This window comes from Brachybacterium sp. YJGR34, from assembly GCF_003347015.1.
In the GTDB taxonomy this organism is placed as follows: domain Bacteria; phylum Actinomycetota; class Actinomycetes; order Actinomycetales; family Dermabacteraceae; genus Brachybacterium.
On the sequence record NZ_PNFB01000028.1, the window covers coordinates 14,520 to 33,188 of the forward strand.

The window sequence follows — 18,669 nt, forward strand, 5'->3', positions numbered from 1 at the left end:
GCGACCTGCTACCACCCCATTCATTTCGACGGAAAGCTGAAGATCCACCGTGAGCATGACTCCTGAACAGGCCCGCTGGTTCGCCGAGACCTTCGACAAGCTCGTCCAGAGCGTCGGCCAGGCCGTCCTCGGCAAGAACGAGGTGGTGCGCCTGGTGATGACCTCGATGCTCGCCCCCGGCCACGTGCTCCTCGAGGACGCACCCGGCACCGGCAAGACCTCGCTGGCCCGCTCCATCGCGGCGACCGTGCAGGGCACCAGCACCCGCATCCAGTTCACGCCGGACCTGCTGCCCTCGGACGTCACCGGCGTGACGATCTACGACCAGAACACCAAGTCCTTCGAGTTCCACAAGGGCCCGGTCTTCGCAAACGTCGTGCTGGCCGACGAGATCAACCGCGCCTCCCCGAAGACCCAGTCGGCGATGCTCGAGGTCATGGAGGAGGGGCGCGTGACCGTCGACGGCGTCACCCACGAGGTCGGCAACCCCTTCATGGTGATCGCGACCCAGAACCCCATCGAGCAGGCCGGCACCTACCGTCTGCCCGAGGCGCAGCTGGACCGCTTCCTCATGAAGACCTCGATCGGCTACCCCGATCACGCCTCGAGCGTCCAGATCCTGCAGGGATCGGCCCTGATGGACCGCAGCAAGCAGCTCACCCCCCGGATCTCGCTGCAGGCCGTCAACGACATGACACAGCTCGCGGCGACCGTGCACGTGGACCCCGCGGTCCTCGAATACGTCTCCCGGCTCATGGAGGAGACGCGCCTGGCGCCGGAGGTGCGGGTCGGCGTCTCGATCCGCGGCGCCCTCGCGCTCATGCGCGCGGTGAAGGTGTGGGCCGCGGTCAACGGCCGCCACTACGTCATCCCGGACGACGTCAAGCACCTCGTGGAGCCCGTCTGGCTGCACCGCTTCGTGCTGGACCCCGAGGCCGAGTTCGCGGGCACCACCGCAAAGAGCATCATGACCAAGATCCTCAGCGAGGTGGCGCCGCCCCAGGCGCGGCAGCAGTCGGCATGAGCACCCAGGCGCCCCTCCCCACCGACACCGCCGATGCCCGGGCTGCGAAGGCCCAGGCGAAGAAGCGGCGCAGCGCCGCCCGAGCCGAGGCCCGGGCGGAGTCCCGTCGACGCCGCACGGCCGGCGGCGGAGCCCCCTCGGCGGGCGCGGCGCCGCAGGGCGGTGCGCAGACGCCCGGCGAGGAGCCCGCGAGCACCGGGCTGCGTGGGCTCCGCGACCGGATCGCGGAGCTGTGGATCCGGCGCCTCCACCCGGTGCTGGACGTCATCTCGCCGATCGGGTGGGCGGTGCTCGCCGTCGCCGGGTTCTGCTGGATCGGCGGCTCGATGCTGCACCTGGAGGAGCTCACCGTGATCGCCGCGGTGCTCACCGTGCCCCTGGTGGTGGCCGCGCTCTTCGTGCTCGGCAAGGCCGACTACGCCGTCACCCTGGACCTGCAGACCCACCGGGTGGTCGTGGGATCCCGGGCCGTGGGCCGTGTCGAGGTCGCCAACCCGTCCTCGCGGGTCATCCTGCCCTCCCGCATCGAGCTGCGCGTCGGCGCCGCCACCGCGCAGTTCCTGGTGCCGAAGCTCGACTCCGGCGCCGAGCACGAGGAGCTGTTCGCCGTGCCCACCAAGCGTCGCGCGGTGCTCGTGGTCGGGCCGGTGCGCTCGGTGCGCGACGACCCGCTGTCGTTGATGCGGCGCCAGGTCACCTGGGCGCGGGAGCAGGAGCTGTTCGTCCATCCGCGGACGGTGCGGCTCGACGAGGCGGCCAGCGGCTTCCTCCGCGATCTCGAGGGCACCCCTTCCTCGGATCTCTCCAGCTCCGACATCGCCTTCCACGCCCTGCGCGACTACACGCCCGGCGACGACCGTCGGCACGTGCACTGGCGCACCACGGCCCGCACCGGGAAGCTCATGGTGCGGCAGTTCGAGGAGACCCGCCGCTCCCACGTGGTGGTGGCGCTGGACAACCTCGCCGAGGACTACGCGAGCGACGACGAGTTCGAGCTCGCGGTCTCCGCCGCCGCCTCGATCTCCGCGCAGACCGCACGGGAGGAGAAGGAGCTGACCCCCTTCACCTTCGACGAGCGGCAGAGCACCGGCACCCTGCGGCGGATGATGGACGACTACACCGTCATCGAACCGCTCTCTGAGCGTCTTCCCTTCCACGAGCTGGGGCAGAAGGCCGCGGATCTGGCACCGAGCGCCTCGGCGGTGATGATGGTCGTCGGCTCCCACACCACCGCCCGTGAGCTGAACTCCGCCGCGAACCAGCTCCCGATCGGGGTGATGGCGGTGGCGATCCGCTGCGTCGACGGCGCCGAGGTGCAACGTTCCGCGATCGGCGGTCTGGACGTGATCACCCTCGGGTCCCTCGACACGCTGGCCCGTGCCCTGCGGGGGGTGGGACGATGACCGCGACCGGTGCGACCCCCACCCGTCCTCCGAGCTACTTCCAGGGCGTTCCCGCGGCCCGGCGGACGCTGGACCTGCTGGCGCTCGGCACCCTGTTCGTCCTCGGCATCCTCGGCTTCCACACCGTCTACGGCGGCGTGCAGTACCTGCTGACCGGGGTCATGGCCCTGGCCTTCGGCACCCTCATCGCCCTGATCGGCGCCCGCTGGCGCTGGGGCCCGCTGCGCCTCACCCCGCTCACGATCGGGGTGTACCTCCTGTTCGGCGCCATGTTCGCCGCGCCCACCCACGCCTTCTTCGGCATCCTTCCCAGCCTCGGCTCGCTCGGCGAGATGCTCCGCGCCCCGGTGACCAGCTGGAAGTCGGTGCTCACGGTGGCGCCGCCGGTCGGCGCCGCGCAGGGTGTGCTGGCCGTCGTCTGGATCAGCGTGCTGCTGCTGTCCCTGCTGGGGATGACCGTGGTGCTGCGCACGCGACGCTACGTCGCGGCCTGGCTGTTCCCCCTGGCGCTGATGGTCGTCTCGATCGTCTTCGGCACCGACCAGGCGTTCTGGCCGGTGCTGCGCGGCGTCCTCTACGCGATCATCTCGGTGGCCTGGCTGACCTGGCGCTTCGAGGGGGCGCGGCTGGCCGGTGCGCAGTCGACGATCATCTCCGACACCGTGCGCCCGGGCTCCTGGAAGAATCCCGTGCTGCGCCGGCGCGTGGTCGGCGGTGCGGTGATCATGGCGATCGCCCTCGGCGCCGGAGTCGCCGCGCACGCCCTCCTGGCGCCGCCGGCGGGCTCCCTCCGCTTCGCGGCGCGTCACCACGTCGTGGTGCCCTTCGACCCGCGCGAGTACGTCTCCCCGCTCACGGAGTTCCGCGGCTATCTCAAGGACCAGCGCGAGGAGGAGATCTTCTCGATCTCCGGCGTCGAGGGTGGCGACCTGGTGCGCCTGGCGACGATGGACTACTACGACCTGCACGTCTACAACGTGGCGAGCAGCACGAAGAAGGACTCCGCCTCCGGGGCGTTCCTCCCCACCGCCTCCGGCGTCACCCTCCACGAGCCCGGTGAGGGAGCGCAGGTCTCGACGGTCACGGTCGGCGCCTACTCCGGCGTGTGGATGCCGACCCTCGGCGAGCGCACCAACCGCCTGGACGTCGACGGCATGGCCGCCGATCGCGCCGGTGTCACCTCGGAGAACCTGTTCCTCAACCAGCAGTCGCAGACCGCGGTCACCGCCAGTGGCCTGCGGCCGGGGGACACCTACGAGCTGACCTACGAGCCGTACACGGAGCCCTCGGGGGAGCAGCTGCGCAGTGCCGAGTTCGCGGACATCACCCTGCCCGAGAACCTGCCCATCGACGAGCTCGCACCGCTCGCGGAGGAATGGGCGGGCAGCTCCGACTCCGACGTCGAGAGGTTCCAGAACCTCATGCGGGCCATCAAGGACGACGCCTTCTACTCCCACGGCCTCGAGGACGACTCGGCCTCGCTGTCCGGTCACGGCGCCAGCCGGCTGCTGGCGATGATCGAACCGGTGAGCTTCGACGAGGAGACGCCGGACGCCCAGCCGCTGGGCCGCATCGGCGACGAGGAGCAGTACGCCGCGATGACCGCGGTGATGGCGCGCTCGATCGACATCCCGGCCCGGGTGGTGATGGGCTTCGAGGTCCCCGAGGGCCAGGAGGGGACCGCCTCGATCACCGGCGAGGACGTCACCGCCTGGGTCGAGGTCGCCTTCGACGACGTCGGCTGGGTCCGCTTCGACCCCGCACCGGACGAGGACGAGGACCCGACCGAGCCGACGCCGAAGGAGGAGGACAAGCCGCTTCCGCAGGTCGCGCAGCCGCCGCCTCCGCCGGTCGAGCCGCCGGCCCCGCCGCCCGGCGCGATGAGCGACGACACCGAGAAGGAGCAGGACGATCTCGAGGAGACGACCTCGTGGGCGGTGTACGCGGCCGTCGGCCTGATCCCGCTGGGCCTGATCGGCCTCGCCCTGCTGACCGTCGTGATCGCCAAGGCGGTGCGGCGGGGACGCCGCCGCACCCGCGGCCCCCTGCCCGCGCGCATCGACGGCGGCTGGCAGGAGATCCTCGATCTGATGGCGGACATGGGGCGCGCCCCCGATCCGCTGCTGACCCGTGCGGAGCAGGCGGCCCTGCTCGAGGCGGAGGTCCCCGCTCTGGGGGCGACAGCGCTCGCCGGGGGCGCGGACCGCGCGGTCTTCGGCCCCGACGACCTGCCGGAGGCCGCGGTCGAGGAGTACTGGGCGCAGATCGGGCAGGCGCGTCGCGGCGTGGCCGCGGCCGTGCCCTGGCACCGGAGGCTCCGCGCCCGCTTCTCCCTGCGGTCCTTCCGCTGGCGAGCGGCGGAGCGCCGTCAGGACAGGAAGCGGGCGCGGGCCAACCGCCGCGCTCGGGACAGGGCGCAGCAGCACGCCGACGCGCTGCGCCGCCGACGCTCCGGGACGCGGGGCGGGCGATCAGGATCGTCCACACGGAGGAAGGGCCGCTGAGATGAACCAGACCCGATACTGCAGCACCTGCGGGAGCCTGCTGTCCGAGGCGGCCGCGATCTGCGGGGAGTGCGGTGCCCGGTACCAGCCCTCGCCGTACGAGCGCCGCGCGACCGACGCCCCGGGCGCCTGGTCCCAGGCCCCCGGAGCTCGGAGCCGCGACCTCGGCGCTCCGCCGGAGACGGCCGAGCAGGAGGACGGGATCGAACTGATCACCAGGGAATCCCTCGATCCCGATCTGCCCGGCGCCACGGCATTGAGGACCCCGGAACAGTACGATCAGATGATGGTCACCCAGCCACCGATGAACCAGCCCGGAACCGGCTCCGCACCGAGCATGGGGAGCGGACCCGCGTCACCGCCTCCCGCACCCTCCTCCGCCGCCCCCGGCCAGCCCGGGGCCGGTCCCGTCGCCCCCGGAACGATGGCGGCGCCCCTGGACGGGTGCCTCCCGGCCCCGCTGCTCAAGCGCGTTCTGGCCGCCGTGGTCGACTCCGTCCTCTCCTCCCTGGTCATGCTGCCGATGATGATCGGGTTCATCCTGATCCTCACCTCCGAGGAGATCGGGCTGCTCCCGCAGATCCTCGTGGGCGTCGGTGCGGCGCTCCCGGCCGCGTACCACCTGGTGATCATCTGGCTGACCGGCGCCAAGGGCTTCACCCTCGGCTCCCTGATCCTCGGCCTCCGCATCACCCGCGAGAGCAGCGGCGGCCCGATCGGATTCCTCCGGGCGCTGGGGCGGTACGTCCTGTACGGCCTGATTCCTCTGATCATGGCCCTGTCGGTGTTCGTGGACCCCAAGAAGATCCTGCGCGGTCTGCACGACCGCGCCGTCGACGCCGTGGTGGTGGACGCCAGGGACGGCCGCAACCCGATGACGCCGCGCCCGGACGACTTCGAGCGCGCGGGCGCGGAGCACTACCTCGGGGCCCCCTCCGTCGCCGTCTCCACCCACGAGAACCTGCTCGCCCAGCCCGGTGCGGCGTGGTCCGGGGGGCAGAGCGCCGACACCTCCGGCGGTCCCACCGGAGCCCCGCCGGCGCAGAGCGCCGAGCAGACCGGGTGGGGAGGGGCTCCGCAGGGTGCGCCCAGCTCGTACGCCCCGCCCACCCCGCAGCCCTCCCAGGACACGGGACTGGGCGGCGCCTGGTCCGCCGCGCCGGCACAGGAGGCGTCGGTGCCCGAGGCCGCCCCGGCCCCGCCGGACCACGCCCCGCAGCAGGACGCGGGCGGCTGGGCCCCGCCGTCCACCGACCCGGTTCCCTCGGCCCCGCCGCAGCAGTCCTGGGACCCGTCGGCCGCCCAGCCGGGCTGGGCCCCCTCGGCCCCGCCCCCGGCCGCGCCGCCGGTCGACCAGCCGGCCCCGCCGTCGCCGGCCCCCCAGCAGTCGTGGGGCCCGTCCGCCCCGGATCAGCCGGCGCCGCCGCAGCAGCAGTCCTGGGCGCCGTCGCCCGAGGCCCCGGCCCCGACCTCGGAGACCGCCGGATGGTCGGGCCCCGCCGCCCCGGCCGCGGAAACCCCCACGGCCGATGCGCCGGGCTCCTCCTGGGCGCCTCCGGCGCCGGCGCCGGACGCCGAGCGGGCTCCCGGCGAGATCACGGGTGACGCCTGGGGCGCGGACGACGGCCACGACGTGGACGAGCAGACGCGTCTGACGGCTGTGGACGAGCCGATGGAGGACCTCGAGCAGACCCGTCTGTCCGCCGTGCGCCGTCCCGCGGTCCGGGCCGCGCGCCTGATCACCGACGACGGCGTCGAGCGCCGGGTGGAGAGGCCGGTCGTCATCGGCCGCAACCCCTCGGCCGCCGGCCCGGAGGAGCTGATCGTGCTCAAGGACAGCACCCGCTCGGTCTCCAAGACGCATCTGCGCCTGGACGCGACCGGCGACGAGGTCGTCGTCACCGATCTGGGGTCGACCAACGGCTCCTCGATCCTCCACGAGGACGGATCCCGGGAGGACCTGGAGCCTGACGCCCCGACCGTCCTGCCCGCCGGGGCGCAGGTGACTCTGGGAGATCGGATCCTGTCCGTGGAGAGGGAGAAGTGATCGACCCGTCCCTGTCCGACCCGGACCAGCCGGGCACCATCCGGGTCGTCTCCGCCGCCACCACGCACGTCGGCCACGTGCGTGCCACGAACGAGGACAGCATCCTCGACGCCGCGCCGATCTATCTGGTCGCCGACGGGATGGGCGGGCACAACGCCGGCGAGGTCGCCAGCGCCATCGCGGTCGAGGAGTTCGAGAAGCTCACGATCCAGGAGAACGTGACGGTCGAGCAGCTCGGCGACGCGCTGAGCTCCGCGGCCACCCGGATCGGCGAGCTCGGGGGAGAATCGACCCTCGGCGCCGGCACCACGGTGTCCCTCGTGGCCACCATGGTGCTCGACGAGGTGGGCTACTGGGTGGTGCTCAACCTCGGGGACTCGCGCGTGTACCGGCTGTCGGCCGACATCTTCGAGCAGGTCACGGTGGACCACTCCGTGGTCCAGGAGCTGATGGATCGCGGCGAGCTCACCCCCGAGCAGGCGCGGATGCACCCCTATCGCCACATGGTCACCCGGGCGCTGGGCGCCGGCCCGGAGTCGGATCCCGACTACTGGCTGATCCCCGCCGAGACGGGGGACCGCATGCTCATCTGCTCCGACGGCCTGACCGGCGAGGTCGACGACGCCACCATCGAGAGGGTGCTGCGCAGCCCCTCGGACGTGCGCACGATCGGCGAGGACCTGGTCCGTCTGGCCCTGGACGGCGGGGGCCACGACAACATCAGCGTGGTCCTGGTCGAAGCGGTCGAGGTGGAGGGTCAGCAGCTCGAGGCCGAGACCACCGCGGGCACCGGGAGCAGGACGGAGGAGGCGTTCGACGTCGACGAGGACACGCTGCCGCGGGCGCTGCCCGGCGACGGGGACGACGCGCGATGAGCGCGGAGGAGGACGGCGGGACGCCGGAGCTGCTCGGACCGGGCACCTGGACGAAGCAGGGCCCGGCCACGCTCGTGATGCGCGAGGGCGCGTGGATCGTGCTGGTCCCCGGCCTGCGCAAGCAGGTCGTCGAGGCGGCCTGGGAGCTGCTGGGGCGGAAGGTCGCCCCCGAGCAGCTCACGGACGAGCTGCTGGGGGCCGGTGGGATCGAGAGCCTCGAGAAGCTGCCCGCCCTGCTGTTCGGCGTCCACGACGGGACCACCGCCACCTTCGGCGTGAAGGGCACCACGCCGATCGCGGTGCACACGGCCGACGGGGTGCAGCAGATCGTCGGCACCGAGGAGGAGCCCTTCGTGCTCACGACCCTCGAGGGGGTGCGCCGCACCGCCTTCGGCGAGCTGCCGGGGGAGGAGTCGCTCGGCGGGCACCGGATCGAGGCGGGCGTCCTGCCGGTGCGCGGCTTCGTGCACGTCAGCGTCGATCCCGCCACGCTGGAGGAGGCCGAGCGCGCGGCGCTGGCCGAGCAGGTGGAGCAGGAGGGGCGCTCGATCGAGACCCCCGAGGCGAGGAAGCGGCGGGCCGAGCGGCCCGCATCGGCACCGAAGGCGACGACCCCGGCTCCCCGCTCCACCCCGTTGCGCAGACCGGCGCTGGCCACGCGGAAGCCGGGTGAGATGCCGTCGTCGATCTCCCGCGGGGGGTCCACCGCCGCCCGCTCCTCGGAGCCCGAGCAGGAGCCGAGCGGCCCGAACCTGTTCTCCGGCCTGTTCGACGACAACGCTCCCGCCGCGTCCGCGCCGGCGACCCCGGCCCCTGCGCCGACGGCTCCGGCCGCCCCGACGGCGACGCCGCGGACCGCCGCCGCGCCGGCGACCCCGGCCGCCGACGAGGGCTCTGCGCCCGCGAGCGCCGCGTCACCCGTGGCGCCGACGAACTCCGCGGACCCCGCCCCGGCCGCGGGTCCGAGCGCGTCTCCGTCGACGCCGCACGGCTCCGCCGAGGCCGCCCGACCTGAAGCGTCGGCGAGCACGTCGGCTCCTACCGCGGCCGCGACCCCACCGAGTGCATCGGCAGGAGCCGCTGCGACGGACGAGCCGGCGAGCCCGGCCACCGAGGTGCCGTCGTCCGCCGCGCCGAGGCGTCGACTGGTCAGCACGTCCCTCTTCGATCGCCCGCGCCGTCCCGCCACGCCGGCCGCGGAGAGCTCCTCCCCGTCCCCGACCGGGAGCACGGCCTCCTCCCCGGCGGAGGACGCCGTCTCCTCCCCGTCCGGCAGCACCGAGACCGAGCAGGCCTCCGCGGGGCCCGGGCCGCAGAGGCCCGACTCGGCGAAGGAGCCGGCCGCTGCACCCGCCGCTGCGCACGCCGCCGCGCCGTCGATCCCCACGCCCGTCCCCGAGGAGGACGAGGAGGAGTCGCCGGTCACGAAGATCGCGCCGATCGACGACGAGGACGCGCTGGAATCGCCGGTCACGCGGGTCGAGCCGATCGAGGACGAGACCGCCGACGACTCCGCCGAGGTCCTGCCCGGCCCGGTGGCACCTGCCGTCGCTCCCCGCCGCCGTCCCGCCTCTCCGCCCGCCGCGATGCCGGATCTCGAGAACTCCGGCGCCTATGACGACCTGTTCGGCAAGACCGTCTTCCGGCGGGTGGAGGACGCCGCCGTGCGCCGCGCCGCGGAGGAAGAGGAGGGCCACGGCGAGGAGCCCGCGCCGACCTCCGGCGCGACACCCCCGGAGCAGACGATCACGGCGGAGCAGGAGGAACCGCAGTCGCCGACCCAGCCGCCCCCGCCGGCCGAGGAGCCCGCTGCACCGGCCGCGGAGTTCATCGACTGGGTCCCCGGCGTCGGCCGGGCGGCCCCCGAGATCGCCCGCACCGCGGCCCGCCGGGCGACCGCGCCCCCGCCCCCTCAGCCCGCCTATCCGCAGGTCCAGATGGCGGAGCGGCCGCCGGCTCCGCACACCGGCCCGCGGCCCGGCGCGCACCCGAACCACGGTCCGTCCGCGCAGCCGCCCGCTCACCCCGCGCCGCAGCCCGCCCCCGCCGGGCAGGCGCCCGGCCCCGCCGCGTCCCCCGGGGCGCCGCGGTCCGTGCCGAACACCGGGCCGGGGGACAGCAGCGTCGTCACGATCCCCGGCGTGGTCTGCTGGAACGGGCACGCGAACTCCCCCGAGCGTCAGCTCTGCGGAGTCTGCGGCGTGCCGCTGCAGGGACCCACGCGTCCCGTGGCACGCCCGCCGCTGGGCGTCATCGAGCTCTCGACGGGTGAGCGGTTCCTGCTGGACCGCACCGCGATCATCGGGCGGCGGCCCCGGGCCTCCCGGGTGAGCGCCGAGGCCGTCCCGCGGCTGATCACGGTTCCCAGCCCGCAGCAGGACATCTCGCGCTCGCACCTCGAGCTGCGATGCGAGGGCTGGCACGTGGTCGCGCTCGATCTGGGCACCACCAACGGCACCACCCTGCACCGTGCCGGCTACGACGCCGCGCGGCTGCGCCCCCGGGAGGGCGTGGTGCTGCGCGACGGCGACCACCTGGACCTGGGCGATGACGTGCACCTGAGGTTCGGTGAGCGGGGATGAGCACCAGACCTCCCTCGCCCCCGCCCCGGCTGCCCGGGTACGAGTTCGAGCAGCTGCTGGGCTCCGGCGGCTTCGCCGACGTGTTCCTCTACCGCCAGTTCCGCCCGCAGCGGCGGGTGGCGATCAAGGTGCTGCTGTCCAACGTCCTGGACGACTCGGTCCGGCGGCAGTTCGACTCCGAGGCCAACGTCATGGCCCAGATGTCGACCCATCCGTCGATCGTGACGATCCACCAGGCCGAGGTCTCCGACGACCATCGGCCGTACATCGTCATGGAGTACTGCCCGCGGCCGAACTACGGCGTGCGCTTCCGTGCGGAGCGGATCACGGTCGCGGAGGCGCTGCGGGTCGGCGTCCAGATCGCCGGCGCCGTCGAGACCGCGCACCGCGCCGGTATCCTGCACCGGGACATCAAGCCGGCGAACATCCTGGTCACCGACTACAACCGTCCCGCGCTGACGGACTTCGGCATCTCCATCGCGACGGGACAGGGTGAGGACGTCGAGGATTCCCAGGGCATGTCGATCCCGTGGTCGCCGCCGGAGTTCTTCGCGGACCCGCCGCGCGCTGACCTGCGCAGCGACGTCTTCTCGCTCGCGGCGACCGTGTACTCCCTGCTCGCGGGGCAGACTCCCTTCGAGCTGCGCGGCCGGCGCAACACCGCCTCGGACCTCATCCACCGCATCTCCGCAGAGCCGCTGCGGCCGCTCGAGCGGCCGGATGTGCCGGAGGAGCTGAACCGGGTGCTGTCGATCGCGATGGCCAAGGATCCGGCCGCTCGCTACGACACCGCGCTCGCCCTGGGGCGCGGGCTGCAGCAGGTCGAGCTCGCCCTCTCGCTGCCCGTCACCCAGATGGACGTGCTCGACGAGCGCGGCGCGGCGGGAGCTCACGAGGCCGAGGACGACGAGCTGGACATGCACACGCGGATCCGCCGGGTCTCGACCGTGGATCCCGAGAGCAGCTCCGGGCCCGGGGAGCGCTCGCGGCGCTCGCTGGACCGCTTCGCCGGTGTCGCCCCCGCCCTCGCGCCCGGGTCCGCCGCCTCCCCGGCGGCGGTCTCCGCGCCCTCCGCCTCGGACGAGACGCTGCTGCGACCGGCCGGCGCGCCGCTGGGCCACGGCGCGCGGTCCGGGCCGGCACCGGTCGGGCCGGAATCTGAGGAGGACCCACCGACCTCCTCCACCCCCGCCTGGCCCTTCGTGACGCTCGCCGCGGTGCTGATCATCGTGCTCGGCATCGGCTCGGCCCTCGCGGTGCAGTACTTCCTGGTGCCGGAGCCGGAGCCGATCGCCACTTCGGAGATCGACGTCGCCACCGCCCAGGGCCCGCCGCCCGGCAAGCCCACGGCCGTGGAGATCGAGATCATCGCTCCCCAGGAGGGCGCGGGGAGCCCCGCCCGCGCCAAGGTCACCTGGGAGCAGCCGGAGAACTTCACCGAGGACGACTTCTTCCAGGTCCAGTGGGTCGACCTCCCCGAGAACTACGACCGCTACGCACAGCCGATCGACGTCCACGGACGGAACTCCACCGTGATGGAGGTTCCGCCGCAGCTGCCGGAGCGCTGCGCCACGGTCCGGACCGTGACGGCCAACGGCAGGTCCAGCGAACCGGTCGAGGTGTGTCTGGATGAGAGCTGAGAGGTACCGTGCCTCCATGATGTGGGGCCGAGGCGACAGAGGGGACAGCTGACGATGGCGTCGACGATTTCGGTCGAGTTCTGCGGGGAGTGGTATCGCGTCGAGGACGGTGAGGAGCTCACCATCGGGCGCGAGGCGGACCTCGCCGTCGACGAGGACAATCCCTTCCTCCATCGGCGCTTCCTGACGATCGTGCAGGTGGAGTCGATGTGGTGGCTGGTGAACATCGGCTCGCGCCTGTCGGCCACGATCACCGACGGGAGCGGGTCGATGCAGGCCTGGCTCGCGCCCGGCGCTCGGATCCCGCTGGTGTTCGACGTGACCAAGGTGGTGTTCACCGCCGGTCCCACCACCTACGATCTCGCCGTGCACGCCGACTCCCCGGAGTTCGCGCGGATCGCCGGTCCGGAGGACCCGGCGGGGGAGACCACGATGGGGTCGGTGCAGCTGACGCCCAGCCAGAAGCTGCTGATCCTCGCGCTCGCCGAGCCGATGCTGAGCCGTGAGGGGTCCGGCATGAGCGCGGTGCCCACCTCCGCGCAGGCTTCGACGCGCCTGGGCTGGCCGATGACGAAGTTCAACCGCAAGCTCGACAACGTGTGCGACAAGCTGGATCGGCTGGGCGTGCGCGGCCTGCGCGGCGGACCCGGGAAGCTCGCGAGCAACCGCCGTGCCCGCCTGGTGGAGCACGCGGTGTTCTCGCGCCTGGTCACCACGGAGGACCTGCCGCTGCTCGACCAGGCCCAGGACACCGACGAGGACTGACCCGGTCACCGGGCCGGAGAGGCGCGTCGTGCGCCCGGGGAGGAAGTACCGATGCGCATCAAGCTCACGCTGCGCCGTCCGGAGGATCGGCTGACCGATCTCGAGGTGACGGCCGATGCGACCGCCACGGTGGCCGATGTCGCCGGAGCGCTCTATCTCGCCGATCCGCTGCGCGGGGACGTCGAGGCGCCGGAGGGACTGACCCTCCAGGTGCAGGATCCCGGCGCGGGCCCGGGCGCCCATGGCGTGCGCTCCCTGGACCGGGAGATCGACCTGATCCAGGCCGGTCTGCGATCCGGCAGCGTGGTCTCCATCGCCCGCTCCTCGAGCGAGTACGCCACGCGCTCGGAATCCCGGGGCGCGGCCGTCGCGCTGCTGCGCGTCCTCTCGGGCCCGGAGGCCGGGCGTGAGTTCCCGCTGCCCTCCGGCTCGAGCGTGATCGGCCGCGAGGGGGATCTCGACATCCGCATCGCCGATCCGATGCTCTCCAAGCGCCACGCCCGAATCAACGTGGGCGACGCCGTCGAGATCGTCGACCTGCGCTCCTCCAACGGGGTGGTGATCGGCGGCGAGCAGGTCCAGCGTGCGGTCATCGGCCCGGCGGACACCGTCCTGATCGGCGAGACCACCTTCTCGGTGATCACCCTGCAGCGCTCCGGCGGCACCGCGCCGAGCTCGCCGGTGGTGGAGTTCAACCGCTCCCCGCGCGTGGTGCCGCGCTTCCCGTACCGGCCGCTCAAGGCACCGACGCCGCCGAAGGAGCCCAGTCCTCAGTTCTTCCCGATCTTCATGATGTTCGCGCCGATCCTCATGGGCGCCTTCATGTTCTCGATGACCCGCAGCCCCTTCTCGCTCATGTTCGTGTTCATGATGCCGATGATGGCGACGGCCGGGTACCTGAACCGCAAGTTCCAGCAGAAGAAGGTCCTCGAGCGCCAGATCGAGAACTTCGAGGAGGGGCTCGCCTCCCTCAAGCGTCGGGTCACCGCGGCGCAGGACCTCGAGCGCGCGGTGCGGCTGGTCGAGACCCCCTCCGCCGCGGACACCGTCGACGCCGCCTTCCGCCTGGGACGGCTGCTGTGGACGCACCGTCCCGAGCACGACGCCTTCGGGACCGTCCGCCTGGGCCTGGGCATCGCCGAGTCCCGGGTGGGCATCGAGATGCCGGGGGAGAACGACGCGATCCCGCTGTACTACGACATGCTCGACGACATGCACGAGGAGTACCGGATGATCGCCGGCGTGCCGGTGGTCGCCGAGCTCCGACATGCCGGGAACCTGGGCGTCGCCGGCGGCGGCGAGGGGGCCGACGGGGTGGCGCGCGGCCTCGTCACCCAGATCTTCTCCCTGCACTCCCCGGCCGAGGTCGCGATCGCGGCGATCACCTCCCGCTCCAGCCGGGAGTCGTGGCAGTGGCTGAAGTGGCTGCCGCACACCTCGAGCCCGCACTCGCCGCTGCCCGGCGACCACCTCGCCGACACCCCCGGCCGCGGCACCTCGCTGCTCTCCCGCATCGAGGAGCTGATCGCCCAGCGGGCGGGCGACGCCGCGCCCCAGCTGCGCACCCGGATGACCGCGGACGTGACGAGCGAGCCGCCGCTGCCGCCGGAGCCGGTCACCCCGCATCTCGTCGTGGTGATCGAGGACGACGCGCCCGTGGACCGGGCCCGCCTGGTCCGCATCGCCGAGCGCGGCCCCGACGTCGGCGTGCACGTGATCTGGTGCGCCTCCAACGTGGCGGCGCTGCCCGCGGCCTGCCGCACCTACGTCTCCGTCGAGGAGTCCGTGGAGGGGGCGAGCGCCGGGCACGTGCGACTGGGGGAGCGGTTCTACCCGGTGACGGTCGAGACCGTCTCCGTCGAGGTCGCCGCGGGCGTGGCCCGTCATCTCGCCCCCGTGGTCGATGCCGGAGTCCCGATCGACGACGACTCCGACCTCCCGCGCGCGATCTCCTACCTCAAGCTGGGCGGCCTACAGATGGCGGAGGACCCCCACCACATCATCGAGCGCTGGAAGGAGAACAACTCCCTCACCCCGCGCGACGGCTCCGAGCCCCAGCGCCGCAAGCACGATGCGAACCTGCGCGGACTGATCGGCCACAACGGCCAGGACGCCTTCCACCTGGATCTGCGCACCAACGGCCCGCACGCCTTGGTGGGCGGCACCACCGGTGCCGGCAAGTCCGAGTTCCTGCAGGCCTGGGTGATGGGCATGGCCACGGCGCACAGCCCCGACCGCGTCACCTTCCTGTTCGTGGACTACAAGGGCGGGGCGGCCTTCGCCGATGCGATCGAGCTCCCGCACGCCGTGGGCCTGGTCACCGACCTCTCGCAGCATCTGGTGCGCCGAGCGCTGACGTCCCTGCGGGCCGAGCTCCACCACCGCGAGCATCTGCTGAACCGGAAGAAGGCCAAGGACCTGGTCTCGCTCGAGCGCACCGGGGACCCGGAGACCCCGCCCAGCCTGATCATCATCGTCGACGAGTTCGCGGCGCTCGCGAAGGAGATCCCCGAGTTCGTCGACGGCGTCGTGGACGTCGCCGCGCGCGGGCGCTCCCTGGGACTGCACCTGATCCTGGCGACGCAGCGGCCCGCGGGCGTCATCAAGGACAACCTCCGGGCCAACACCAACCTGCGCATCGCGCTGCGGATGGCCGACGAGGCCGACTCCAAGGACATCCTGGGAGATGCGATGGCCGCGCACTTCGATCCGGGGATCCCCGGCCGCGCCGCCGCGAAGACCGGTCCCGGCCGGATCGCGACCTTCCAGACCGGGTACGCGGGAGGGTGGACCACCCACGAGCCGGAGCGGGCTCGCATCGACATCGTCGAGAAGGACTTCGGGACCGGCGAGCAGTGGGACATCCCCTCGCCGCCCACCAAGGAGGTCGCGGATCCCGGCCCCAACGACATCTCCCGCGTGGTCTCGACCGTCCGGGCCGCGGCGGAGCGGGCGGGCGTGCCCGCCCCCCGCAAGCCGTGGCTCTCGGAGCTGGCCGACGCCTACGACCTCTCGCGCCTGCCCACCCGGCGCACCGACGAGGAGCTGCTGCTCGGGGTCATGGACGTTCCCGAGGACCAGGCCCAGCCGACGATCTCGTACTACCCGGACCGCGACGGGAACATGGCCATCTACGGCACCGGCGGCTCGGGCAAGTCGACCACCCTGCGCACGATCGCGATCTCGGCGGCCTCGACCGTCCGCGGTGGGCCCGTGCACGTGTACGGCCTCGACTTCGGCGCCTCGGGCCTGACGATGCTCGAGGACCTCCCGCACGTCGGCGCGATCATCCCCGGGGACGACGAGGAGCGCGTCATCCGCCTCCTGCGCACCCTGCGCGAGCTCATCGACGAGCGGTCCAAGCAGTTCGCGAAGATGCGCGCCGGCTCGGTCGCGGAGTACCGGGAGCTGGCCGGGACGCCGGACACCCCGCGCATCCTGCTGCTGGTCGACGGCATGGCGGCCTTCCGCGAAGCGTACGACTACTCGAACCTCTCGAAGTGGTTCACGACCTTCGTGCAGATCGCGACCGACGGCCGTCAGGTGGGTGTGCACGTGATCGTCACCGGCGACCGTCCCAACGCCATCCCCACCTCGCTGGGCTCCTCGATCCAGCGGCGCCTGATCCACCGGATGGCCAGCCCCGACGACTACGCCGGCTTCGGGGAGCCCAAGGACGTGCTGGACGGCAGCTCGCCTCCCGGACGGGCGATCCTCAGCGGCCACGAGGTGCAGGTCGCGGTGCACGGCGGCGACTCCAACGTCGCGATCCAGTCCCGTGAGGTCGCCAAGCTCGCCACGGCGATGCGGCGCGCCGGGGTGCCGCCCGCCCCCGCGATCGAGCGGCTGCCCGAACGCGTGGAGTTCTCGACCCTGCGCCCCATCGTCGGCGGGAGGCCGGTGCTGGGTCTGGCCGACGAGACCCTCGCGGAGCTCACCTACGAGCCGCGCGGCGCCTTCATGGTCACCGGACCGATGGGGGCGGGCCGCACGACCGCGATGCTGACCATCGCCACCGGGCTGAAGGCGATGGAGACCCCGATGCGCCTGGTGCGCTTCTCCTCGCGGCGGACCCCGCTGACGGGCCTGCCGATCTGGGACGTGGAGGGCTCGGATCCGGAGACCGTCAAGGACCTCGCCGATCAGCTGCGCCGCACCATCGAGTCCGGTGCCGTGGGGGAGGGCCGGCTGGCGCTGTTCATCGACGGGGTCGCCGATTTCACCGGCAGCGGGGTGGAGAACGACCTCGACAAGCTGATCCGCGCGAGCACCCGCGAGGGGCAGTTCGTGGTGGGCGAGAACGAGTCCTCGACCTGGTCGCAGGCCTACGTGCTGGCGCAGCCGTTCAAGGCCGGGCGTCGCGGGCTGCTCCTGCAGCCCGGTGACATGGACGGCGACGCGCTGCTGGGCACCGGCCTGGGGAGGATCCGTCGTGCCGATTTCCCGCCCGGGCGCGGCTTCCTCGTCCACAGCGGGCGCGCGATGAAGCTGCAGGTCGCGCAGATCACGACCGGGTGAGCGGTGCCCGCGGTCGTGCCGTCCGGCCGCGGGCGCACCGGGCCCGAGAGCCCGCTCCGGTCCGCTCGTCCACATGGGGACTCCTCCCCATGGTGGGGGTGCGGTGATCGCTCTACAGTGAGGCTGTCGAGCAGGACAGCAGGCCCGTGCGCCGGGGAGGTCGCGGGCGCAGCAGATCAGGAAGGGGAACCCGGATCGTGAACGCCACGAAGGGCATGAATGTCGAGGAAGTCCGGCGGATGTCGAATCAGCTGCGCGAGGCGGCGGAGGAGATCACCCGGATCGAGCAGGAGCTCACCTCCGGTCTCGAGGGAGTCGACTGGACCGGCCCGGATGCCGATCGCTTCCGCGGGCAGTGGTCCGGGGAGATGGTCCCGGCGCTGCAGCAGATCATGAACGCGGTCAACGAGCTCGGGGACTCCGCGGACGCGAACGCCGCGGAGCAGGAGGCGACCTCGTCCTCCTGACGGGACGACGGGCGCCGGGGGAGCGCCGGTGCCCGGATGGCGGATTCCGCCCGGGCCTGCGTCGTCCTGGTAGGTTTGTCGCCGTCGACGGTGGGAAGAACGGAGCGTGTCCATGGCCAGGAGCATCGAGTATCCGAGTCCGGATTTCCCGGGCCCGCCCCGCATCTCGGTCACCGTGCCGGACGAGTGGGAGCCGCTCACCGTGCCCGGGGTGCAGCTCGCGGTGGCACAGCCCCGGGTGGAGGGGCAGTTCCGCGCCAATGTCGTGGTGACGGTCCAGCGCTTCGGTCCGGAGTTCACGCTCGAATCGGCGCGCGCCGGCCTGGACCAGCGCAAGGCGTCGCTGCCGGAGCTCGAGGAGCTCGGCACGGGGGAGCTCGAGATCGGGGGGCGCACCTGGATCGCGAGCGAGTACGGCTACACCCAGCCCGGTCGCTCCACGGTGGTGCAGGCAGCGCGCTATGCGGTCGTCGACCGTGGCGGCGTCGCCACGGACGTGCTGGAGATCGTGGGCAGCTGCGGCGCCGAGAGCGCCGATGACGAGATCGAGACCGTCCGCGCGATCCAGGATTCCGTGATCCTCGACCTCAGCTGACCGCCCGCCCAGGGCGGAGTGCGCACCTGGACCCCGGACCTGCCCGAGCAGGTCCGGGGTCCTGCTGTGTCCGTCGTCCCGAGCGCCGGCGCCGGCGCGGCATGCTCTCGGGGAGTGCTGCCTGGGGAGTTGTCCCCATCGCCAGGGGTGTGGTGGTGGTTCTAGGGTTGGTGCATCACCTGGGGGACAGGGATCGTGGATGCGGAGTTGGTCCGTGGAGGTCTGGTCCGGTGGGTGGGGCCGGTTTTT

At 72.7% G+C, this 18,669-nt stretch carries 11 protein-coding genes; all 11 read left to right on the plus strand.

Annotation, left to right across the window (positions count from 1 at the left end; translation table 11 throughout):
- Positions 1-49: 49 nt before the first annotated feature.
- A complete protein-coding gene (locus CXH06_RS17060; RefSeq protein WP_157975801.1) occupies positions 50-1,024 on the plus strand; it encodes a MoxR family ATPase in 975 nt (324 codons plus the stop codon).
- Positions 1,021-2,427 (plus strand): DUF58 domain-containing protein, encoded by a 1,407-nt coding sequence (locus CXH06_RS17065; protein WP_114856403.1) that lies wholly within the window; start codon positions 1,021-1,023, stop codon positions 2,425-2,427. The genes CXH06_RS17060 and CXH06_RS17065 overlap by 4 nt, the downstream gene beginning before the upstream one ends.
- On the plus strand, positions 2,424-4,931 hold the full coding sequence (locus tag CXH06_RS17070) for a transglutaminase domain-containing protein (protein ID WP_114856404.1): 2,508 nt from the start codon (positions 2,424-2,426) through the stop codon (positions 4,929-4,931). The genes CXH06_RS17065 and CXH06_RS17070 overlap by 4 nt, the downstream gene beginning before the upstream one ends.
- 1 nt (position 4,932) lies before the next feature.
- Positions 4,933-6,978, plus strand: a complete 2,046-nt coding sequence (locus CXH06_RS17075) for an RDD family protein (RefSeq protein ID WP_114856405.1) — start codon at positions 4,933-4,935, stop codon at positions 6,976-6,978.
- Positions 6,975-7,853 (plus strand): PP2C family serine/threonine-protein phosphatase, encoded by an 879-nt coding sequence (locus tag CXH06_RS17080; RefSeq protein WP_114856406.1) that lies wholly within the window; start codon positions 6,975-6,977, stop codon positions 7,851-7,853. Before CXH06_RS17075 ends, CXH06_RS17080 begins: the two co-directional genes overlap by 4 nt.
- A complete protein-coding gene (locus CXH06_RS17085) occupies positions 7,850-10,435 on the plus strand; it encodes an FHA domain-containing protein (protein WP_114856407.1) in 2,586 nt (861 codons plus the stop codon). Before CXH06_RS17080 ends, CXH06_RS17085 begins: the two co-directional genes overlap by 4 nt.
- Entirely contained in the window at positions 10,432-12,075 is a 1,644-nt protein-coding gene (locus tag CXH06_RS17090) for a serine/threonine-protein kinase (RefSeq protein ID WP_114856408.1), read from the plus strand. Before CXH06_RS17085 ends, CXH06_RS17090 begins: the two co-directional genes overlap by 4 nt.
- A 54-nt stretch (positions 12,076-12,129) precedes the next feature.
- The gene (locus CXH06_RS17095) at positions 12,130-12,840 is read left to right on the plus strand and encodes a hypothetical protein (RefSeq protein ID WP_114856409.1); all 711 of its coding nucleotides are present in this window, start codon (positions 12,130-12,132) and stop codon (positions 12,838-12,840) included.
- A gap of 51 nt (positions 12,841-12,891) precedes the next feature.
- Complete coding sequence (locus CXH06_RS17100) at positions 12,892-17,358, plus strand: FtsK/SpoIIIE domain-containing protein (RefSeq protein ID WP_114856410.1); 4,467 nt, start codon at positions 12,892-12,894, stop codon at positions 17,356-17,358.
- 215 nt (positions 17,359-17,573) lie between these two features.
- Positions 17,574-17,825 (plus strand): WXG100 family type VII secretion target, encoded by a 252-nt coding sequence (locus tag CXH06_RS17105; protein ID WP_157975802.1) that lies wholly within the window; start codon positions 17,574-17,576, stop codon positions 17,823-17,825.
- Positions 17,826-17,937: 112 nt separating this feature from the next.
- Complete coding sequence (locus tag CXH06_RS17110; protein WP_114856412.1) at positions 17,938-18,420, plus strand: hypothetical protein; 483 nt, start codon at positions 17,938-17,940, stop codon at positions 18,418-18,420.
- The last annotated feature ends 249 nt before the right edge of the window (positions 18,421-18,669 follow it).